This window comes from Enterobacter sp. QK-SA4, from assembly GCF_056856775.1.
Window position 1 is genome coordinate 4466310 of record NZ_JBXFXH010000007.1, and the last position, 20645, is coordinate 4486954.

13 protein-coding genes and 2 rRNA genes are annotated in these 20645 nt (G+C 56.6%); 4 read left to right on the forward strand and 11 right to left on the reverse strand.

Annotated elements, in window-relative coordinates:
* The first annotated feature begins 166 nt into the window (after positions 1-166).
* The 3 genes from lysC to AC1VYI_RS23140 all read left to right on the forward strand — a co-directional run bounded on the left by lysC (position 167) and on the right by AC1VYI_RS23140 (position 2877).
* The gene (lysC, locus tag AC1VYI_RS23130) at positions 167-1516 is read left to right on the forward strand and encodes a lysine-sensitive aspartokinase 3 (protein WP_023309996.1); all 1350 of its coding nucleotides are present in this window, start codon (positions 167-169) and stop codon (positions 1514-1516) included.
* Positions 1517-1609: 93 nt separating this feature from the next.
* On the forward strand, positions 1610-2554 hold the full coding sequence (gene panS / locus AC1VYI_RS23135; RefSeq protein ID WP_023309995.1) for a ketopantoate/pantoate/pantothenate transporter PanS: 945 nt from the start codon (positions 1610-1612) through the stop codon (positions 2552-2554).
* A 50-nt stretch (positions 2555-2604) separates the two neighbouring features.
* Positions 2605-2877 (forward strand): YjbD family protein, encoded by a 273-nt coding sequence (locus AC1VYI_RS23140; RefSeq protein WP_023309994.1) that lies wholly within the window; start codon positions 2605-2607, stop codon positions 2875-2877.
* On the opposite strand, the gene rluF is transcribed toward AC1VYI_RS23140, so the two are convergent.
* From rluF to metH, 5 genes are all read right to left on the reverse strand, one after another.
* On the reverse strand, positions 2878-3750 hold the full coding sequence (rluF, locus tag AC1VYI_RS23145; RefSeq protein WP_023309993.1) for a 23S rRNA pseudouridine(2604) synthase RluF: 873 nt from the start codon (positions 3748-3750) through the stop codon (positions 2878-2880).
* Between the two features lie 54 nt (positions 3751-3804).
* Positions 3805-4122 (reverse strand): CcdB family protein, encoded by a 318-nt coding sequence (locus AC1VYI_RS23150; protein WP_023309992.1) that lies wholly within the window; start codon positions 4120-4122, stop codon positions 3805-3807.
* Complete coding sequence (locus AC1VYI_RS23155; RefSeq protein WP_032662656.1) at positions 4122-4415, reverse strand: type II toxin-antitoxin system CcdA family antitoxin; 294 nt, start codon at positions 4413-4415, stop codon at positions 4122-4124. Before AC1VYI_RS23155 ends, AC1VYI_RS23150 begins: the two co-directional genes overlap by 1 nt.
* Before the next feature lie 95 nt (positions 4416-4510).
* The gene (locus tag AC1VYI_RS23160) at positions 4511-6142 is read right to left on the reverse strand and encodes a Na/Pi cotransporter family protein (protein ID WP_134866923.1); all 1632 of its coding nucleotides are present in this window, start codon (positions 6140-6142) and stop codon (positions 4511-4513) included.
* A 216-nt stretch (positions 6143-6358) separates the two neighbouring features.
* Complete coding sequence (metH, locus tag AC1VYI_RS23165; protein ID WP_226483397.1) at positions 6359-10042, reverse strand: methionine synthase; 3684 nt, start codon at positions 10040-10042, stop codon at positions 6359-6361.
* Positions 10043-10235: 193 nt separating this feature from the next.
* On the opposite strand from metH, the gene iclR reads away from it, so the two are divergent.
* Positions 10236-11066 (forward strand): glyoxylate bypass operon transcriptional repressor IclR, encoded by an 831-nt coding sequence (gene iclR / locus AC1VYI_RS23170; protein ID WP_038417708.1) that lies wholly within the window; start codon positions 10236-10238, stop codon positions 11064-11066.
* A gap of 164 nt (positions 11067-11230) precedes the next feature.
* On the opposite strand, the gene aceK is transcribed toward iclR, so the two are convergent.
* From aceK to AC1VYI_RS23200, 6 genes are all read right to left on the reverse strand, one after another.
* On the reverse strand, positions 11231-12970 hold the full coding sequence (gene aceK / locus AC1VYI_RS23175) for a bifunctional isocitrate dehydrogenase kinase/phosphatase (RefSeq protein WP_045355208.1): 1740 nt from the start codon (positions 12968-12970) through the stop codon (positions 11231-11233).
* Between the two features lie 51 nt (positions 12971-13021).
* Positions 13022-14326, reverse strand: a complete 1305-nt coding sequence (gene aceA / locus AC1VYI_RS23180) for an isocitrate lyase (RefSeq protein WP_029742132.1) — start codon at positions 14324-14326, stop codon at positions 13022-13024.
* A gap of 31 nt (positions 14327-14357) precedes the next feature.
* On the reverse strand, positions 14358-15959 hold the full coding sequence (aceB, locus tag AC1VYI_RS23185; RefSeq protein WP_134866924.1) for a malate synthase A: 1602 nt from the start codon (positions 15957-15959) through the stop codon (positions 14358-14360).
* A 270-nt stretch (positions 15960-16229) separates the two neighbouring features.
* Positions 16230-17159 carry a homoserine O-acetyltransferase MetA gene (gene metA, locus AC1VYI_RS23190; protein ID WP_134866925.1) on the reverse strand — a complete coding sequence of 310 codons (930 nt, stop codon included), beginning with the start codon at positions 17157-17159 and terminating at the stop codon, positions 16230-16232.
* Positions 17160-17400: 241 nt separating this feature from the next.
* Positions 17401-17516 (reverse strand): 5S ribosomal RNA (rrf, locus tag AC1VYI_RS23195).
* Positions 17517-17589: 73 nt separating this feature from the next.
* Positions 17590-20494, reverse strand: a 23S ribosomal RNA gene (locus tag AC1VYI_RS23200).
* Between the last annotated feature and the right edge of the window lie 151 nt (positions 20495-20645).

Consider the following 20645-nt stretch of genomic DNA (forward strand, 5'->3'; position numbering starts at 1 on the left):
TAAGTCCTGTTTCTCAGGGGTACCCCCCCATAAAAAATCCGCATAATCCCAGCATTGACAGGACCTCCCCCGCATTTTATTTATAGGGCCGTATTTTGCGCCTGCACCTGTTTTCGTTTCACTCTTGTGCCAAGGTCGCTTATTCATTCCCTGACACGAGGTTGTTATGACGAGTTTTGTGGTCGCCAAATTTGGCGGCACCAGTGTGGCCGATTACGATGCCATGAACCGCAGCGCCGATGTGGTGCTGGCCGATCCGAATACCCGCCTGGTGGTGCTGTCTGCATCCGCCGGCGTGACGAACCTGCTGGTTTCTCTGTCTGAAGGACTGGAAGCGACAGAACGTTTCGTGAAGCTGGATGCACTGCGCAAAATTCAGTTCGACATTCTTGAGCGTCTGCAGAACCCGAACGTCATCCGCGAGGAAGTGGAGCGTCTGCTGGAAAATATTACCACTCTGGCAGAAGCGGCTTCTCTGGCCACCTCCACCGCCCTGACCGACGAACTGGTCAGCCACGGCGAGCTGATGTCCACCCTGCTGTTTGTCGAAATCATGCGCGAGCGTAACGTTCAGGCGCAGTGGTTTGACGTGCGTAAAGTGATGCGTACCAGCGATCGCTTTGGTCGTGCCGAGCCGGACGTTGAGGCGCTGGCGGAGCTGACCAATCAGCAGCTGGCACCACGCCTGGCAGACGGTATCGTGATTACCCAGGGCTTTATCGGCAGTGAAGCGAAAGGCCGCACCACCACGCTTGGCCGCGGCGGCAGCGACTACACCGCCGCGCTGCTGGGCGAAGCCCTGCATGCAACGCGCGTGGATATCTGGACGGACGTTCCGGGCATTTACACCACCGACCCGCGCGTCGTTTCCGCGGCTAAACGTATTGATGTGATCGCCTTTGAAGAAGCGGCGGAAATGGCCACCTTCGGCGCGAAAGTGCTGCACCCTGCAACGCTGCTGCCGGCAGTGCGCAGCGATATTCCGGTCTTCGTGGGTTCCAGTAAAGATCCGAAAGCGGGCGGGACGCTGGTCTGCAAGAAAACGGAAAACCCACCGCTGTTCCGCGCCCTGGCCCTGCGCCGTCGTCAGACGCTGGTGACGCTCCACAGCCACAATATGCTGCATTCCCGCGGTTTCCTGGCGGAAGTGTTTGGCATTCTGGCGCGCCATAATATCTCAGTCGATCTGATCACCACCTCTGAAGTGAGCATTGCGCTAACGCTGGACACCACCGGCTCGACCTCCACCGGCGACACGCTGCTGACGCAGTCGCTGCTGATTGAGCTGTCTGAGCTCTGCCGCGTGGAAGTAGAAGAAGACCTGGCGCTGGTTGCCATCATCGGCAACAAGCTGTCGCGCGCCTGCGGCGTGGGTAAAGAAGTGTTCGGCGTGCTCGACCCGTTCAGCATCCGCATGATCTGCTACGGCGCATCCAGCTACAACCTCTGCTTCCTGGTGCCTGCCGATCAGGCCGAGCAGGTCGTGCAGAAACTTCATCAGAATTTGTTTGAATAAAATTCGTTAGCACGATAAACAATACCTATAAGCCGGGCACAGACCCGGCTTTTTCATAACTAAACAACACGACAATACTGCAAGGAATCCACTATGTTATCCGTCGTTACGCGACTGTTCCCGTTATGGGCGCTGCTGCTCTCCGTACTCGCATATTACACCCCCGCTACGTTCACGGGCATTGGTCCGTGGGTCGCCACGCTGCTGATGCTGATCATGTTCGGTATGGGCGTGCATCTGAAAATCGACGACTTTAAACGCGTGCTGTCTCGCCCTGCGCCCGTCGCAGCAGGGATCTTCCTGCACTACCTGGTGATGCCGCTTGCGGCGTGGCTGCTGGCGATGGCCTTTAAGATGCCGCCCGATCTCTCGGCCGGGATGGTGCTGGTGGGCAGCGTGGCCAGCGGCACGGCGTCCAACGTCATGATCTACCTGGCGAAAGGCGACGTGGCGCTCTCCGTCACGATCTCGTCCGTTTCGACGCTGGTGGGCGTCGTTGCCACACCGCTGTTAACCCGCCTGTACGTGGACGCGCATATTCAGGTGGACGTGATGGGCATGCTGCTCAGCATTCTGCAGATTGTGGTGATCCCGATTGCGCTGGGGCTGGTCATTCACCATCTTTTCCCGCGCGTGGTGAAGGCCGTTGAGCCGTACCTGCCCGCGTTTTCGATGGTCTGCATTCTGGCGATCATCAGCGCCGTGGTGGCGGGTTCCGCATCGCACATTGCCTCCGTGGGCTTTGTGGTGATCATCGCCGTGGTGCTGCATAACACGATTGGCCTGCTGGGCGGCTACTGGGGTGGGAAGCTGTTCGGTTTTGACGAATCTACCTGCCGCACGCTGGCAATCGAGGTAGGCATGCAGAACTCCGGCCTGGCGGCGGCGCTCGGTAAAATCTACTTCTCCCCGCTGGCGGCCCTGCCTGGCGCGCTGTTCTCCGTCTGGCATAACCTCTCCGGCTCGCTGCTGGCAGGCTACTGGTCCGGCAAACCGATTGATGAACAAACGAAAAAAGATGCGGTGAAGCAGGGTTAATTTGCGCGGCTTGCTTTACACTGAAGCCTCTCTATCAGGAGGCTTCAGCAATGGCTACACCACGTTTGACCCAGAAAGACATGACGGAAGCCGAGCAGCGCGAACTGAAAACGCTTCTCGACCGCGCCCGTATCGCACATGGCCGCACGCTGACGAACGCCGAAACCAATCAGGTGAAAAAAGAGTACATCGATAAGCTGATGGCGCAGCGTGACGCCGCGGCGAAAAAAGCCCGCAAGCTGAAAAAAGAGCAGGCTTATAAACCCGATGCAGAGGCGACATTTTCCTGGTCGGCCACAACGTCTACACGTGGAAGGCGCTAATCAGCGCCCTTTCTTTTTGCGTCCCGGCTGGGTAAAGCGTTTTCCATTACCCGGCTTGCCTCGCCCCTTATCTTCCGCCTGCGGCGCCTTCACCACCGGGCGCTTAATCGCCTGGGTTTTCGGTTTTGCTTTGGCCTTCGGCTTCGCTTCGGACGAGGAATTCTCGATAAGCTTGAAGAGTTCAATCAGCTCGTCATCCGTTAAATCGCGCCACTCGCCCAGCGGGATGCCTGACAGGCTGACATTCATGATGCGCGTGCGTTCCAGCTTCGTCACTTCATAACCGAAGTGCTCGCACATACGGCGGATCTGGCGGTTCAGGCCCTGAACTAGCGTAATGCGGAACGCGAACGGCGCTTCTTTCTTGACCTTACACTTCTTCGTGACGGTGCCGAGGATCGGCACACCGGCGCCCATGCCGCGAATAAATTCGTCCGTGACCGGCTTATTCACCGTCACAATGTACTCTTTCTCGTGGTCGTTACCGGCACGCAGAATTTTGTTGACCAGATCGCCGTGGTTGGTGAGGAAAATCAGCCCCTGAGAGTCTTTATCCAGACGGCCAATCGGGAAGATACGGCTGCTGTGGTTCACGAAATCAACGATGTTGTCCCGCTCACCGTCTTCCGTGGTGCTGACAATCCCAACCGGTTTGTTCAACGCGATAAACACCAGGTCTTCAGCATCACGCGGTTCGATGACCTGACCATTCACTTTAACCACATCGCCAGGCACCACCTGGTCGCCGATGGTGGCGCGTTTGCCGTTAAGAAACACGTTACCTTGTTCAATGTAACGGTCAGCCTCGCGACGTGAGCAGATCCCGCTCTCGCTAATGTATTTGTTTAATCGGGTTGATTGAGTTGGCAGCATAGTTTCTCCTGTGAAGGGCGAAATATACCTTACCTTGCGGCTGACAAAAAAGTGTTAGTAGCCGTTGATCAAAAAATCGAGTGCATCCCGCAATGAAGCCCGGTTTTGCGTAAGATCGGCAACACGCTCACCTAACTCTTTTGGCGATATGCCAGCCATCATGTGCATCATGACCACGCAGGGCTTACCCGCTATCTCAACGACAGGGCACACTTTCGCAGGCGGCTGAATGCCTCCCAGGTTGCTAAGCTCAACTGCTGGTGCGACCAGGACATGCTTCATCACATTGGCCACGGGATGCTGCATATTGATTAGCCAGGGATAGGCAGTTTTCCCCTTACCTTCATTCTCATAAGCAAAATATTGCTCCATCAGAACGATCTCTGAGAATCACTAAAGGAGCCGTTTTCATCAACCCACTGGTTAATGGCCTCGATAGAAGCTTTATTTTCTGCTAACCACTCTGCGCGCTGATGCGCTCGAAACTGCTCTTGCAGCGCAGCCGTGAGTACAGCAGAGAGATTAAGTTTAAGCCGACGCGCCTCTTCAAGGATTTCTGGTGCTAACGACACATTGACTGATTTTTTGATGCCATGAGTAGCGCGCATGAGAACTCCCATCGGAATGCGCATGAATTGGCGAAGTGTAGCGTAATAAACGAGCATTTTCTATTCCCTTCAAAATGTAAGGTCTGAAGAGTAAATGGCGCTTTATGAGGTGTCACGCCCCGCAAAACGGTTTTGCGAGGCGCTTCCGGAGATTAATACTCATCCCGCTCGTCGTCTTCATCCGGCTGTTCCATCACACTGTACGCCACCGCGCAGAACAACGAGTTGAGACGCTTCATATCCCCCAGCAGCCCCAGATGCAGGGAGCTGGTCTCGATACTCTGCACGTTCTGCTGGTGCAGACGCTCAACGTGGGCATGCGAGTAGCGGCGGTTCAGAATACGGAAACGATGCTTGTTGCGACGCAGACGGCGCGCGCTCGGCACGTCGCTGGAGAAGAAGACCAGCATCGCCAGCTTGAGGTTGCTGACCAGCTGTTCGTGCAGCGCTTCCAGCTCCTTCAGGCCTTCACCTGAAAACGCACGACGCGCGGCAAGGGATTTGTCGGCGATCTCGCTGCCCATACGCTCCACGATATCCGAGGCCTGCTCTAGGTTAAGCGACATCTCGATAATTTCCGCCCAGCGGCGGGACTCCTCCTCCGCCAGCTCGTCCTGCGGCATACGCGCCAGGTAAAGCTTAATGGCGGTATAGAGCACGTTGATATCGTCCGCCAGTCTGCGCAGTTCTTTCTCTTCACGCGGCTCGCCGCGCATCACCTTTTGCAGGCCTTCGAGCATGGTTTCCATTGCGTCGCCCATGCGCAGCGTCTCGCGCGCGGCGTTCGCCAGCGCCAGCGCAGGGGTATCCAGCGCGGAGGTATCCAGGTGCTTCGGCTTCAGGCGCGCATCCAGCTCCGGTTCGTCCTGAATGAGGCGTTCGCAGAAGCGGGCCATCGGCGCGGCAAACGGCACCATCGCCAGGCAGCGCACCAGGTTGTAGAACACGTGGAAATAGATCACCAGCTCCGCCTTCGGCAGCGGTAGGTTGTCCATCAGGTTCGCCAGCGGGTGAACGAACGGCAGAATAATCAGGCTGCCCACCAGCTTAAACAGCAGGCTGCCGAGGGCCACGCGGCGGGCTGCGGCGTTGGCCGCGCTGTTATTGAGCATCGCCAGCAGGCCGGAGCCGAGGTTGGCCCCGATCACCAGACACAGCGCCACCGGGAAGGAGATCGCCCCTGTGGCGGTTAAGGTCGCCGTCAGAAGAACCGCCGCCAGGCTGGAGTAGCTGACGATGGCAAACACCGCGCCAATCAGCGCGTCAAGCATGATGTCCCCGGTCAGGGAGGCGAAGATGACCTGCACGCCGTTGGCCTCGGTGATTGGCGTGACCGCCTGCACAATCAGCTCCAGCGCCAGTAGGATCAGCCCCAGGCCTATCCCTACGCGCCCGAGCTGTCCGGCGCGCGTCTGCTTGCGGCCGAGGAAGAAGATAACGCCGATAAAAATCAGCAGCGGCGACAGCCAGGAGAGATCGAAGGTCAGGATACGCGCCATCAGCGCGGTACCTACATCCGCCCCCAGCACAATCACCAGCGCCGGGGCCAGCGCCACCAGATCCTGCGCCACAAAGGAGGTGACAAGCAGGGTCGTGGCGTTACTGCTCTGAACCAGCGCCGTTACGCCAATGCCCGCGCAGAAGGCGAGCGGCTTCTTCTCAACGCTGCTGCTGAGAACGGTACGTAAGCGCGCGCCAAATACGCGCATCACGCCGGTACGGACGATATGGGTGCCCCATACGAGCAGTGCGACTGCAGAGAGCAGGTGTAACAACGTCAGCACGGAAGTTTTTCCTCCTTATCGTTATGTGTTTTCCTGAGGTTTGTTGCGCATTGTCTTGCCGGATGGCGGCTACGCCTTATCCGGCCTACGCGCAGGTCCGGTAAGCGCAGCGCCACCGGGCAAAAGATAAGAACCTTCTTCCAGTATAAGGGTTTAAACGTAAGAAAGAGACAGGGCGCCCAATGAGCGCCCTGTTTGTTGTAAGGAAAAGTGATTTTAGTCGGCGTCGTAGCCGAGATTTGGCGCCAGCCAGCGCTCCACTTCAGACATGCTCATCCCTTTGCGCAGGGCGTAATCTTCAATCTGATCCCGCTGCAGCTGCGCCACGGCAAAGTACTTGCTGTCCGGATGGCTGAAGTACCAGCCTGAGACGGACGCGCCTGGCCACATGGCGAACGACTCGGTGAGCTTCATGCCGGTATGGGCTTCCACATCCAGCAGTTTCCAGATAGTGCCTTTTTCGGTGTGCTCCGGACAGGCCGGATAGCCCGGCGCCGGGCGAATCCCCTGGTAGTTTTCGCGGATCAGATCCTCATTGCTGAGGTTTTCATTCGCCGCGTAGCCCCAGTGCACCTTACGCACGCGCTCGTGGAGATACTCGGCAAAGGCTTCTGCCAGGCGGTCGGCAATCGCTTTCACCATGATTTTATTGTAATCATCGTGCTGCGCTTCGAACGCGTCCGCCAGCGCGTCTTCTTCCAGACCGCCGGTCACCGCAAAGGCGCCGATATAGTCGGCTTTACCACTCAGCTTCGGCGCGACGAAATCGGCCAGGCAGTAGTTGGCAAAGCCCACTTTCTCCGTTTGCTGGCGCAGATGGCGGCTGACCGCCAGCACGTGGGTGCGGGTTTCATCGCGATAAATTTCGATGTCGTCGCCCACGCGGTTCGCCGGGAACAGGCCCACCACGCCGCGCGGGTTGAGGGTTTTCTCTGCGCTCAGCGTGTCGAGCATGTCGTTGGCATCTTTAAACAGGCGCTTCGCCTCCTCGCCGACCACCTCATCTTCCAGGATGCGCGGATATTTGCCCGCCAGCGACCAGGTCATAAAGAACGGCGTCCAGTCAATGTAGTTGCGCAGCGTCTCGATGCTGGCCGTCACGTCCTGCACGCCCAGACGATGTGCCACCGGTGGCGTATAGCTGGACCAGTCGAAGGCCAGATCGTTGTCGCGCGCCGCCTGAAGCGAAACAGGCGGTGTGCGCGGCTTCTTACGGCCGTGCTGGATGCGAACGGTTTCGTACTCTTTGCGGGTGCGCGCCACAAAATCGTCGCGCTGGGTGTCGGAGAGCAGCGCGGAGACTACGCCCACCGTGCGCGAGGCGTTCTGCACGTACACCGTCGGGCCACTGTAGTTCTGCTCGATTTTCACCGCCGTGTGCGCTTTTGAGGTGGTCGCCCCGCCAATCAATAGCGGAATGGTGAAGCCCTGCCGCTCCATCTCTTTTGCCACGTTGACCATTTCGTCGAGCGACGGCGTAATCAGGCCGGAGAGGCCAATCAGGTCGGCGTTCACTTCGCGCGCGGTCTTGAGGATTTTGTCCGCCGGGACCATCACGCCGAGGTCGATAATTTCGTAGTTATTACACTGCAGCACTACGCCGACGATGTTCTTGCCGATGTCGTGCACGTCGCCCTTCACGGTGGCGATAACCATCTTGCCGTTGCTGGAACCTTTCTCTTTGCTGGCTTCGATGTAGGGCTCAAGATACGCTACCGCCTGCTTCATCACGCGGGCGGATTTCACCACCTGCGGCAGGAACATTTTGCCCTCACCGAACAGATCGCCGACCACGTTCATGCCGTCCATCAGCGGGCCTTCGATCACCTCAATCGGGCGGTCTGCCTGCTGGCGCGCCTCTTCGGTATCGAGCTCGATAAATTCGGTGATGCCTTTGACCAGCGAGTATTCCAGACGCTTTTTCACGTCCCAGGAACGCCACTCGGCCTGCTGAACGTTTGCCGCCTCATCCGATTTGCTGCCGCGATATTTCTCCGCCAGGTCCAGCATGCGCTCGGTGGCGTCGTCGCGGCGGTTAAGGATCACGTCCTCTACGGCGTCGCGCAGCTCGGCAGGGAGATCGTCGTAAATCGCCAGCTGGCCGGCGTTAACGATCCCCATGTCCATGCCGTTGCGGATGGCGTAGTAGAGGAACACGGCGTGGATCGCTTCGCGCACCGGGTCGTTACCGCGGAACGAGAACGACACGTTCGACACGCCGCCGGAGATCAGCGCGTGCGGCAGCTCGCGCTTGATGTCTTCACATGCCCCGATAAAGTCCTGGGCATAGTTGTTGTGCTCTTCAATCCCGGTCGCGACGGCGAAGATATTCGGGTCAAAGATAATGTCTTCCGGCGGGAAGCCCACCTCTTCGGTCAAAATCTTGTACGCGCGGCGGCATATCTCAATTTTACGCTCGCGGGTATCCGCCTGGCCCACCTCGTCAAAGGCCATCACCACCACGGCGGCACCGTAGCGGCGGACCATCTTCGCGTGGTGGATAAAGATATCAACGCCCTCTTTCATCGAGATAGAGTTGACGATGCCTTTACCCTGAATGCACTTCAGCCCTTTTTCGATGACCTCCCACTTGGAGGAGTCAATCATGATCGGCACGCGGGCGATGTCCGGCTCACCGGCGATCAGGTTGAGGAAACGCACCATCGCCGCTTCGGCGTCGAGCATCCCCTCGTCCATGTTGATATCGATAATCTGCGCGCCGCTTTCCACCTGCTGGCGGGCAACGTCCAGCGCTTCGCTGTATTTCTCTTCTTTGATCAGGCGCTTGAACTTTGCAGAACCTGTGACGTTAGTACGCTCACCCACGTTCACAAACAGGCTGTCGTCGCCGATGGTCAACGGCTCAAGGCCGGACAGACGACAGGCAACCGGAAGCTCGGGCAGCTTGCGCGGCGGCAGTCCGGCGACGGCGTTGCTCATGGCCGCGATGTGCTCCGGCGTGGTGCCGCAGCAGCCACCGACGATGTTCAGGAAGCCAGACTCGGCCCACTCGCGGATTTGCGCCGCCATGGTGTCGGCATCGAGATCGTATTCACCGAACGCGTTCGGCAGACCGGCGTTCGGGTGGGCGGTGACGTAGCATTCCGCGATACGGGAAAGCTCCTGTACGTACTGGCGCAGTTCATCCGGCCCCAGCGCGCAGTTCAGGCCAAAGGAGAGTGCTTCGGCGTGACGCAGGGAGTTATAAAACGCTTCGGTTGTCTGACCGGACAGGGTACGGCCGGAGGCGTCGGTGATGGTGCCGGAAATCATGATCGGCAGGTCAACGCCCAGCGCCTCAAACTCCTCTTTCACCGCGTAAATCGCGGCTTTGGCGTTAAGGGTGTCGAATACGGTTTCTATCAGGATCAGATCGGAACCGCCTTCCACCAGCGCTTTGGTCGATTCACGGTAGGCCGCAACGAGCTGATCGAAGGTGATATTACGAAACGCCGGGTCGTTGACGTCCGGTGAAATCGACGCGGTTCGGTTCGTCGGGCCTAGCACCCCGGCAACGTACCGAGGCTTGTCCGGCGTGCGTGCCGTCCACTCGTCGGCGCAGGCGCGCGCCAGCTTCGCGGCTTCCAGGTTGATTTCCGCCGACAGGGATTCCATCTGGTAATCCGCCATGGCGATGGTTGTCGAGTTAAAGGTGTTGGTCTCAACGATATCCGCACCCGCTTCGAAGTAGGCGTTGTGGATATCCTTAATGACGGACGGCTTGCTGAGCACCAGCAGATCGTTGTTCCCTTTCAGGTCGCAGGGCCAGTCGGCAAAGCGCTCGCCGCGGAAATCGTCTTCACTCAGACGATACCCCTGGATCATGGTGCCCATGCCGCCGTCCAGCACCAGAATTCGTTCATTTAACTGCGCACGCAGTTGCTCTACTTTGCTGCTCACACTTGCTCCCAACAACGCTCAACAAGGCCAAAAGGCTGCGTTCCATACTGGCACAATCTCGCAGGGTGGAAAAGCCGCACAGCGGTAACATGAGACATGTTCACCATCACTCCTCCGATCAGTCAGGATAACGGTTGCAAATTCACCAAATAAAACGAAAATGATTTCCACGATACAGAAAAAGGAGATCGTCATGGTCGCGACCGTTCCCGCTAAACGCGGCAGAAAACCTGCTGCCACCACCGCCGCCGCACAACAGGGCGGACAGGTTCAATCGCTCACGCGCGGTTTGAAGCTGCTGGAGTGGATAGCCGAGTCGCACGGCAGCGTGGCCCTGACGGAGCTGGCCCAGCAGGCTGGCCTGCCGAACTCCACGACGCATCGCCTGCTGACCACCATGCAGCAGCTGGGCTTTGTCCGCCAGGTCGGCGAGCTGGGGCACTGGGCGGTGGGCGCGCACGCGTTTATCGTCGGCAGCAGCTTCCTGCAGAGCCGCAACCTGCTGGCGATTGTGCACCCGATTCTGCGCAAGCTGATGGAGGAGTCCGGCGAGACGGTCAACCTCGCGGTGCTGGACCAAAGCGACCATCAGGCGATTATCATCGACCAGGTGCAGTGCACGCAGCTGATGCGTATGTCCGCACCGATTGGCGGCAAGCTGCCGATGCACGCCTCCGGGGCGGGGAAAGCGTTTCTGTCGCAGCTGAGCGAAGAGCAGGTGACGGGGCTGCTGCACCGTAAAGGTTTACACGCCTATACCCACGCCACGCTGGTATCGCCCGTGCATCTGAAAGAAGATCTGGCCCTGACCCGCAAGCGCGGCTATTCGTTTGATGATGAAGAACATGCCCTGGGCCTGCGCTGCCTGGCGGCCTGTATTTTCGACGAGCACCGCGAGCCGTTTGCCGCCATCTCCATCTCCGGGCCGATTTCGCGGATGACCGACGACCGCGTGACCGAGCTGGGTGCGCTGGTGATAAAGGCGGCGAAAGAGGTGACGCTGGCGTATGGTGGGATTCGCTAAGTTGGGTTCCGGCGAACATTCGAACCGTAGGCCCGGTAAGCGCAGCACCACCGGGCGATGGGGTTACACTGTGGCCTGATGCCCTCACCCCGGCCCTCTCCCATAGGGAGAGGGAGAAAACATGATGCCCTCACCCTGCGAGAGAGGGTGCAAACATGATGTCCTCATCCTGCGAGAGAGGGTGCAAACCTAATGCAAAACCGCTGCTTGCGGCGGTAAGCGTACACATCTTCGACATGCCCGTTTTTGATCCGCGTTTGCAGTCCGCGCCAGTAGCTGGCGCGGAACAGATCCTCATGCATTTCTTCGAATAGCGGCCCGATGCGCGGGTCGGCGCACAGCCAGTGGCGAAACTCCTCCGGAAACACATCGCCCGGCGAGACGCTGTACCACGGCTCACCGGAAAGCTCATCTTCCGGGTAGCGGGGCTGTGGTATATCGCGGAAATTCACTTCGGTCATGTAGCAAATTTCGTCATAATCGTAAAACACCACGCGCCCGTGACGGGTGACGCCGAAGTTTTTAAACAGCATGTCGCCCGGGAAAATATTGGCGGCGGCAAGCTGGCGAATCGCGTTGCCGTATTCTTCAATGGCATCCCGCAGCGCCTGACCTTCGGACTGCTCAAGCCAGATATTCAGCGGTACCATGCGGCGCTCAATGTAGAGATGGCTAATCACGATTTTGTCACCCAGATCGGTGATTTTCGCGGGCGCTTCCTGCATTAACAGCGCCATGAGCGCCGGGTCGATCTGCTGTTTATCCAGCACAAAGTTTTCGAATTCCTGAGTATCCGCCATGCGCCCGACGCGATCGTGCTCTTTGACCAGCTGATAGCAGGCGCGAACGTGCGCTGCGGTCATCTCTTTCTGCGGCGCGAATCTGTCTTTAATCACCTTAAATACCCGGTCAAAACCCGGCAGCGTAAAGACCAGCATCACCATGCCGCGAATGCCGGGCGCTTCGATAAACTGCTCATCGGCCGTGGTGACATAGCGCAGGTACTCCCGGTAGCTTTCCGTTTTGGCGTGCTTCTGGCAGCCAATGGCCATATACAGCTCGGCGGTGGTTTTGCCCGGCAGGATCTCTCGCAGCCACTCCACCAGCGCGGCAGGCAGCGGGGCGTACACCATGAAATAGGAGCGGGCGAAGCCAAACACGATGCTGGCCTCGGCGCCGGTGGTCAGGCAGGTATCGACAAACAGTTCCCCATCGTCGGTACGGTGAATGGGCAGCAGAAAAGGCACAATGGCGGTCGGCGTAACCAGTTTGCCGACCAGCCAGGCGGCTTTATTGCGGTAGAAAAGCTCGTTGGCCACCTGCAAATGACTATGGCTAAGCACCTCCGCGCCGAAGGTTTCGTTGAGATGCGCGTGGATATAACCGATATCCCGGGCTTTATTCTCCCAGGGCAGGCGCAGCGGCAGATCCGTTAGCACGCGGTGCAGGAGTTTTTCCCATCCGCGATCGGGAAAGAAATCTTTCGCCAGCGGACGGGGAATGGTTCGAAAGCGTCGCTCGGGCTGGGAGCTGAAGATAAATAACCGCTCAGGAGATAGTGAGCGGTGGTCAAATAACCGGCAATAGACGGAGTTGAAAAAGCTCTCCGCAATCTCGAAGCGCGGGTAATCGGGTAACAGATGGGTGTAGTGCTCCTTCACGCGCAGTAAAAATTCCGCGTCCGGGCTTTTACCGTCGGTAATACAGCGCAGCTGCTCCACCACCAGACCCACGTGGTGATCGTAGAGATGGATACGCTGCTTCATGGCCTGCTGAACTGCATGCCAGTCTGCATGTTCGAAGCGCTGCTGCGCGCCGGAGGTCACTTCCAGAAAACGACCATACTGGGCATCGAAGCCCTGCAAAATAGTTTGGGCGATCAGCAATTCCAGGCCACGCGACATATATTCCCCCTCACCCCAACCCTCTCCCCGGGAGGGGAGAGGGGGAAAAGATTAGAACTGTGCTTCTTCTGTTGAACCCGTTAAGGCAGTGACGGAGGAGGTGCCGCCCTGAATAATCGTGGTCACATTGTCAAAGTAGCCGGTCCCCACCTCCTGCTGGTGAGACACGAAGGTGTAACCGTCTTTGCCCGCCGCAAACTCCGGCTGCTGCACCTTCTCAACGTAGTGTTTCATGCCCTCACCCTGCGCATAGGCGTGCGCCAGGTCGAACATGTTGAACCACATGCTGTGGATACCGGCCAGGGTAATGAACTGGTATTTGTAGCCCATGTCGGACAGCTGCTGCTGGAAGCTGGCGATGGTTTTGTCATCCAGCTTTTTCTGCCAGTTGAAGGACGGCGAGCAGTTGTAGGCCAGCAGCTTGCCCGGGTATTTCGCGTGGATGGCGTCGGCAAAGCGTTTTGCCAGCGCCAGATCCGGCGTGGAGGTTTCACACCAAACCAGGTCCGCGTAAGGCGCATACGCCAGGCCGCGGCTGATCGCCTGTTCAATGCCGGCATGGGTGCGGTAGAAGCCTTCGCTGGTACGTTCGCCGGTGATGAATTCGCTGTCGTACGGGTCGCAGTCAGAGGTGATCAGGTCCGCCGCGTCCGCATCGGTACGGGCAATCACCAGCGTCGGCACGCCGAGCACGTCAGCAGCCAGACGCGCGGCAACCAGCTTCTGAATCGCTTCCTGAGTCGGAACCAGCACCTTACCGCCCATGTGTCCGCATTTCTTCACTGATGCCAGCTGATCTTCAAAGTGAACGGCCGCTGCACCGGCCTCAATCATCGATTTCATCAGCTCGAAGGCATTCAGCACGCCGCCGAAGCCTGCTTCCGCATCCGCGACGATCGGCAGAAAGTAGTCAGTAAAGCGCGGATCGCCAGGTTCGATACCGGCAGCCCACTGGATCTGATCCGCACGGCGGAAGGTGTTGTTGATCCGATCCACCACCGACGGCACGGAGTTAGCCGGATAGAGCGACTGATCCGGGTACATGCTGGACGCCAGGTTGGCGTCCGCCGCGACCTGCCAGCCGGAAAGATAGATAGCTTCAATACCGGCCTTCGCCTGCTGCAGCGCCTGACCGCCGGTCAGCGCGCCGAGGCTGTTGATGTAGCCCTTTTTAGAGCCACCGTGCAGCAGCTTCCACATTTTCGCCGCACCGTTCTGTGCCAGCGTGCATTCCGGATTGACCGAGCCGCGTAATTTCACCACTTCCTCCGCGCTGTAAGGACGGCGGATGCCTTCCCAGCGAGGTTGTGTCCACTCTTTCTTTAACTCTTCGATTTGTTGGGTACGGGTTTTCATGTGCAGATGCTCCATATTGTTATGTGGTGAGTTACGCCAGGAAGCGGTAGCCCGGCAGGGTCAGGAAGTCGATTAAGTCATCTGATGTGGTGATTTGCTCCATCAGGCGCGCAGCGTCGTCAAAACGTCCGCTGCTGAAGCGGTGTTCGCCCAGCTCGTCCTGGATCACCCGCATCTCTTCGACCAGCATCTGGCGGAACAGAGATTTGGTCACCGGCTTGCCGTTGCTGAGCGTTTTTTGATGGTGGATCCACTGCCAGATGGAGGTACGTGAGATCTCCGCCGTCGCGGCATCTTCCATCAGGCCGTAGATAGGTACGCAGCCGTTGCCAGAGATCCACGCTTCGATGTACTGGACCGCGACGCGGATATTGGCACGCATGCCCTCTTCCGTACGCTCTCCCGCGCACGGTGCCAGCAGCTGTTCTTCAGCCGTTGGGGCATCGTCTTCACGCGTGACGAACAGCTGATTTTTATTGTCGCCGAGAACGCGGTTGAAGACCTCCATCGCCGTATCGGCAAGGCCAGGATGGGCAATCCACGTGCCGTCGTGACCGTTACGGGCTTCAAGCTCTTTATCGGCCTTCACCTTGTTGAGCACCTGATTGTTCCGCTCTGCGTCTTTGCTCGGGATAAAAGCCGCCATGCCGCCCATCGCAAAGGCGCCGCGCTTGTGGCAGGTTTTGATCAGCAGACGCGAGTAGGCGCTCAGGAACGGTTTATCCATGGTCACAACCTGGCGATCCGGCAGTACGCGATCGGGATAGTTTTTCAGGGTTTTGATGTAGCTGAAAATATAGTCCCAGCGTCCGCAGTTCAGGCCGACAATATGGTCGCGCAGGGCGTGCAGAATTTCATTCATCTGGAACACGGCAGGCAGCGTTTCAATCAGCAGGGTGGCCTTGATGGTACCGCGCGGCAGGTTGAAACGATCTTCCGCGTAGCTGAAGACCTCGCTCCACCAGGCCGCTTCTTGCCAGGCCTGCGTTTTTGGCAGATAGAAATAAGGGCCGCTGCCTTTTGCCAGCAGATTCTTGTAGTTATGGAAGAAATAAAGCGCGAAATCAAACAGGCTGCCCGGAATGGCTTCCCCACGCCAGATGACATGTTTTTCAGGCAGGTGCAGGCCGCGTACGCGACAGATCAGCACCGCCGGGTTCGGTTTGAGCTGGTAAATTTTGCCGGCTTCGTTGGTATAGCTGATGGTGCCGTTCACGGCGTCGCGCAGGTTGATCTGCCCCTCGATGACCTTACGCCAGTCAGGCGCCAGTGAGTCTTCAAAATCGGCCATAAAGACTTTAACGTTGGCGTTCATGGCGTTGATCACCATTTTGCGCTCTACCGGACCGGTGATCTCAACGCGACGATCCTGTAAATCTTCAGGGATGCCGCGGATTTTCCACTCACCGCGACGAATGGAAGCGGTTTCCGAAATGAAGCCAGGCAACTTGCCATCGTCAATTTCCTGCTGCTGATGAATGCGTGCCGCCAGCAGCTTATTACGCTGCGGCGTAAAGCGAGTCACCAGTTCAGTCAGAAATTCTACCGCTTCCGCCGTCAAAACCTGCTGTTCCTGTTCGCCATACGGCTGGGTAAAGGCCAGTTCATCGACCGTCGTTGCCTGTTGAGTCATTACTCTGCTCCTCATCAAAGATCCAAAATCACGCCCCCGATGCGAACGAAAGATCGTTGGGTAGTTTTCGCTCAGCAGAATTAAGACTATCTATATTTTTTCTAAAATCAAAAACAATTTCCATTTTAATTACTAATTGCAATTAATTGATTGATTTTATTGAGATTAAAGTTTAATTGAACGGTGAGTGACATTTCGGAAATAAAAAAGGCACCCGAAGGTGCCTGATTTGAATAGCTGAAACGCTTTAGGATCGTTTAGCGTAGAAGATTACTCCAGCGTCGGATTCATGTGACGCAGATCGTATGGTGTTATCTGGTAGACGTAATAGTTGAGCCAGTTAGTGAAAAGCAAATTTCCATGGCTGCGCCAGGTTGCTCTCGGTTTGTTTTGCGGGTCGTCTTTCGGGAAATAGTTGTACGGTACATCCGGATTTAGACCCGCTTCGACATCACGGAAATACTCTGACGCAAGGGTATGCGGATCGTACTCAGGATGCCCGGTCACGAATGCAATGCGTTTATCCTTGCTGGCAAACAGATAAGCATCTCCATCTTCCGTTTCGGCCAGGATCTCCAGATCGGTGTAATCACGAATCAGCTGGGCAGGGAAATCGGCGTAGCGAGAATGCGGGGCCAGGAAGGAGTCATCGAAACCGCGCGTCAGCAACGCATGCGGTTGAAGAATGTGATGTTCGTATACGCCGGAGAGCTTTTCAGTACGGGTTTGCTTGGGGATGCCATAAAGAATATTCAGCGCGGCTTGTACCGCCCAACAGACAAACAATGTGGAGGTAACGTGATCTTTTGCCCACTCCAGAACCTGTTTGATCTGCGGCCAGTAAGCGACATCGTTAAATTCCACCAGACCGAGCGGCGCGCCGGTCACGATCAGTCCGTCGAAGTTTTCCCCCTGAATATCATCGAAGTTACAGTAGAAGTTGTTCAGATGCTCAGAAGGCGTGTTACGTGACTCACGGGCATCGATTCGCAGCAGCTGAATATCAACCTGCAGAGGGGAGTTCGACAGAAGACGCAGGAACTGGTTTTCTGTTTCGATCTTTTTTGGCATCAGATTGAGAATAAGCACCTTCAGCGGGCGAATTTCCTGACCTGTCGCACGCGAAGCCGTCATGACGAAGACGTTTTCTTCACGCAAGAAATTGACGGCTGGTAGCTCGTCCTGCACCCGAATCGGCATAACTTAATATCCTCACAGCATACGTATAAACGTTTAGACATCCAGACAGCTAACGATACCCAGAAATGGTTTGAATGTCGAGTCCGCAAGCAGAAGGTGAGAAAGTTTCAAGGAGGGGATGGTGCGGTTTGACTTGCCCGATGGCGCTGCGCTTACCGGGCCTACAAAGCCACTCGGCATGATTTCTGACGCACAAAGCAAAAAACCCCGCACCTTACGGTACGGGGTTCTTCTAATTGATGCCTGGCAGTTCCCTACTCTCACATGGGGAGACCCCACACTACCATCGGCGCTACGGCGTTTCACTTCTGAGTTCGGCATGGGGTCAGGTGGGACCACCGCGCTAAAGCCGCCAGGCAAATTCTGTTAATCTGTATCAGGCTGAAATTTGATTGTGTCGTCTCGTCCGCCGAAACAGCTTCGGCGTTGTAAGGTTAAGCCTCACGGTTCATTAGTATCGGTTAGCTCAACGCATCGCTGCGCTTACACACCCGACCTATCAACGTCGTCGTCTTCAACGTTCCTTCAGGACCCTTAAAGGGTCAGGGAGAACTCATCTCGGGGCAAGTTTCGTGCTTAGATGCTTTCAGCACTTATCTTTTCCGCATTTAGCTACCGGGCAGTGCCATTGGCATGACAACCCGAACACCAGTGATGCGTCCACTCCGGTCCTCTCGTACTAGGAGCAGCCCCCCTCAATTCTCCAGCGCCCACGGCAGATAGGGACCGAACTGTCTCACGACGTTCTAAACCCAGCTCGCGTACCACTTTAAATGGCGAACAGCCATACCCTTGGGACCTACTTCAGCCCCAGGATGTGATGAGCCGACATCGAGGTGCCAAACACCGCCGTCGATATGAACTCTTGGGCGGTATCAGCCTGTTATCCCCGGAGTACCTTTTATCCGTTGAGCGATGGCCCTTCCATTCAGAACCACCGGATCACTATGACCTGCTTTCGCACCTGCTCGAGCCGTCACTCTCGCAGTCAAGCTAGCTTATGCCATTGCACTAACCTCCTGATGTCCGACCAGGATTAGCTAACCTTCGTGCTCCTCCGTTACTCTTTGGGAGGAGACCGCCCCAGTCAAACTACCCACCAGACACTGTCCGCAACCCGGATCACGGGTCTACGTTAGAACACCAGCCATTAAAGGGTGGTATTTCAAGGACGGCTCCACGCAGACTGGCGTCCACGCTTCAAAGCCTCCCACCTATCCTACACATCAAGGACCAGTGTTCAGTGTCAAGCTATAGTAAAGGTTCACGGGGTCTTTCCGTCTTGCCGCGGGTACACTGCATCTTCACAGCGAGTTCAATTTCACTGAGTCTCGGGTGGAGACAGCCTGGCCATCATTACGCCATTCGTGCAGGTCGGAACTTACCCGACAAGGAATTTCGCTACCTTAGGACCGTTATAGTTACGGCCGCCGTTTACCGGGGCTTCGATCAAGAGCTTCGCGTTGCCGCTAACCCCATCAATTAACCTTCCGGCACCGGGCAGGCGTCACACCGTATACGTCCACTTTCGTGTTTGCACAGTGCTGTGTTTTTAATAAACAGTTGCAGCCAGCTGGTATCTTCGACTGATTTCAGCTCCACCCGCAGGGGCTTCACCTACATATCAGCGTGCCTTCTCCCGAAGTTACGGCACCATTTTGCCTAGTTCCTTCACCCGAGTTCTCTCAAGCGCCTTGGTATTCTCTACCTGACCACCTGTGTCGGTTTGGGGTACGATTTCGTGTTACCTGATGCTTAGAGGCTTTTCCTGGAAGCAGGGCATTTGTTACTTCAGCACCGTAGTGCCTCGTCGTCACACCTCAGCGTTAAAAGGTACCGGATTTACCTGGAACCTCCGCCTACATGCTTAAACCGGGACAACCGTCGCCCGGCTAACATAGCCTTCTCCGTCCCCCCTTCGCAGTAACACCAAGTACAGGAATATTAACCTGTTTCCCATCGACTACGCCTTTCGGCCTCGCCTTAGGGGTCGACTCACCCTGCCCCGATTAACGTTGGACAGGAACCCTTGGTCTTCCGGCGAGCGGGCTTTTCACCCGCTTTATCGTTACTTATGTCAGCATTCGCACTTCTGATACCTCCAGCATGCCTCACAGCACACCTTCAACGGCTTACAGAACGCTCCCCTACCCAACAACGCATACGCGTCGCTGCCGCAGCTTCGGTGCATGGTTTAGCCCCGTTACATCTTCCGCGCAGGCCGACTCGACCAGTGAGCTATTACGCTTTCTTTAAATGATGGCTGCTTCTAAGCCAACATCCTGGCTGTCTGTGCCTTCCCACATCGTTTCCCACTTAACCATGACTTTGGGACCTTAGCTGGCGGTCTGGGTTGTTTCCCTCTTCACGACGGACGTTAGCACCCGCCGTGTGTCTCCCGTGATAACATTCTTCGGTATTCGTAGTTTGCATCGGGTTGGTAAGCCGGGATGGCCCCCTAGCCGAAACAGTGCTCTACCCCCGAAGATGAGTTCACGAGGCGCTACCTAAATAGCTTTCGGGGAGAACCAGCTATCTCCCGGTTTGATTGGCCTTTCACCCCCAGCCACAAGTCATCCGCTAATTTTTCAACATTAGTCGGTTCGGTCCTCCAGTTAGTGTTACCCAACCTTCAACCTGCCCATGGCTAGATCACCGGGTTTCGGGTCTATACCCTGCAACTTAACGCCCAGTTAAGACTCGGTTTCCCTTCGGCTCCCCTATACGGTTAACCTTGCTACAGAATATAAGTCGCTGACCCATTATACAAAAGGTACGCAGTCACACCACAAGGGTGCTCCCACTGCTTGTACGTACACGGTTTCAGGTTCTTTTTCACTCCCCTCGCCGGGGTTCTTTTCGCCTTTCCCTCACGGTACTGGTTCACTATCGGTCAGTCAGGAGTATTTAGCCTTGGAGGATGGTCCCCCCATATTCAGACAGGATACCACGTGTCCCGCCCTACTCTTCGAGTTCACAGCCTGTGTGCTTTCGTGTACGGGACTGTCACCCTGTACCGTGCGACTTTCCAGACGCTTCCACTAACACACAAGCTGATTCAGACTCTGGGCTGCTCCCCGTTCGCTCGCCGCTACTGGGGGAATCTCGGTTGATTTCTTTTCCTCGGGGTACTTAGATGTTTCAGTTCCCCCGGTTCGCCTCGTTAACCTATGTATTCAGTTAACGATAGTGCAACGAATTGCACTGGGTTTCCCCATTCGGACATCGCCGGGTCAAAGGTTCATATCACCTCGCCGGCGCTTTTCGCAGATTAGCACGTCCTTCATCGCCTCTGACTGCCAGGGCATCCACCGTGTACGCTTAGTCGCTTAACCTCACAACCCGAAGATGTTTCTTTCGATTCATCATCGACTTGCGAAAATTTGAGAGACTCGAACACACCATTTAAGATGTGTCGTTTCAATTTTCAGCTTGATCCAGATTTTTAAAGAGCAAATATCTCAAACGTCACCCGAAGATGAGTTT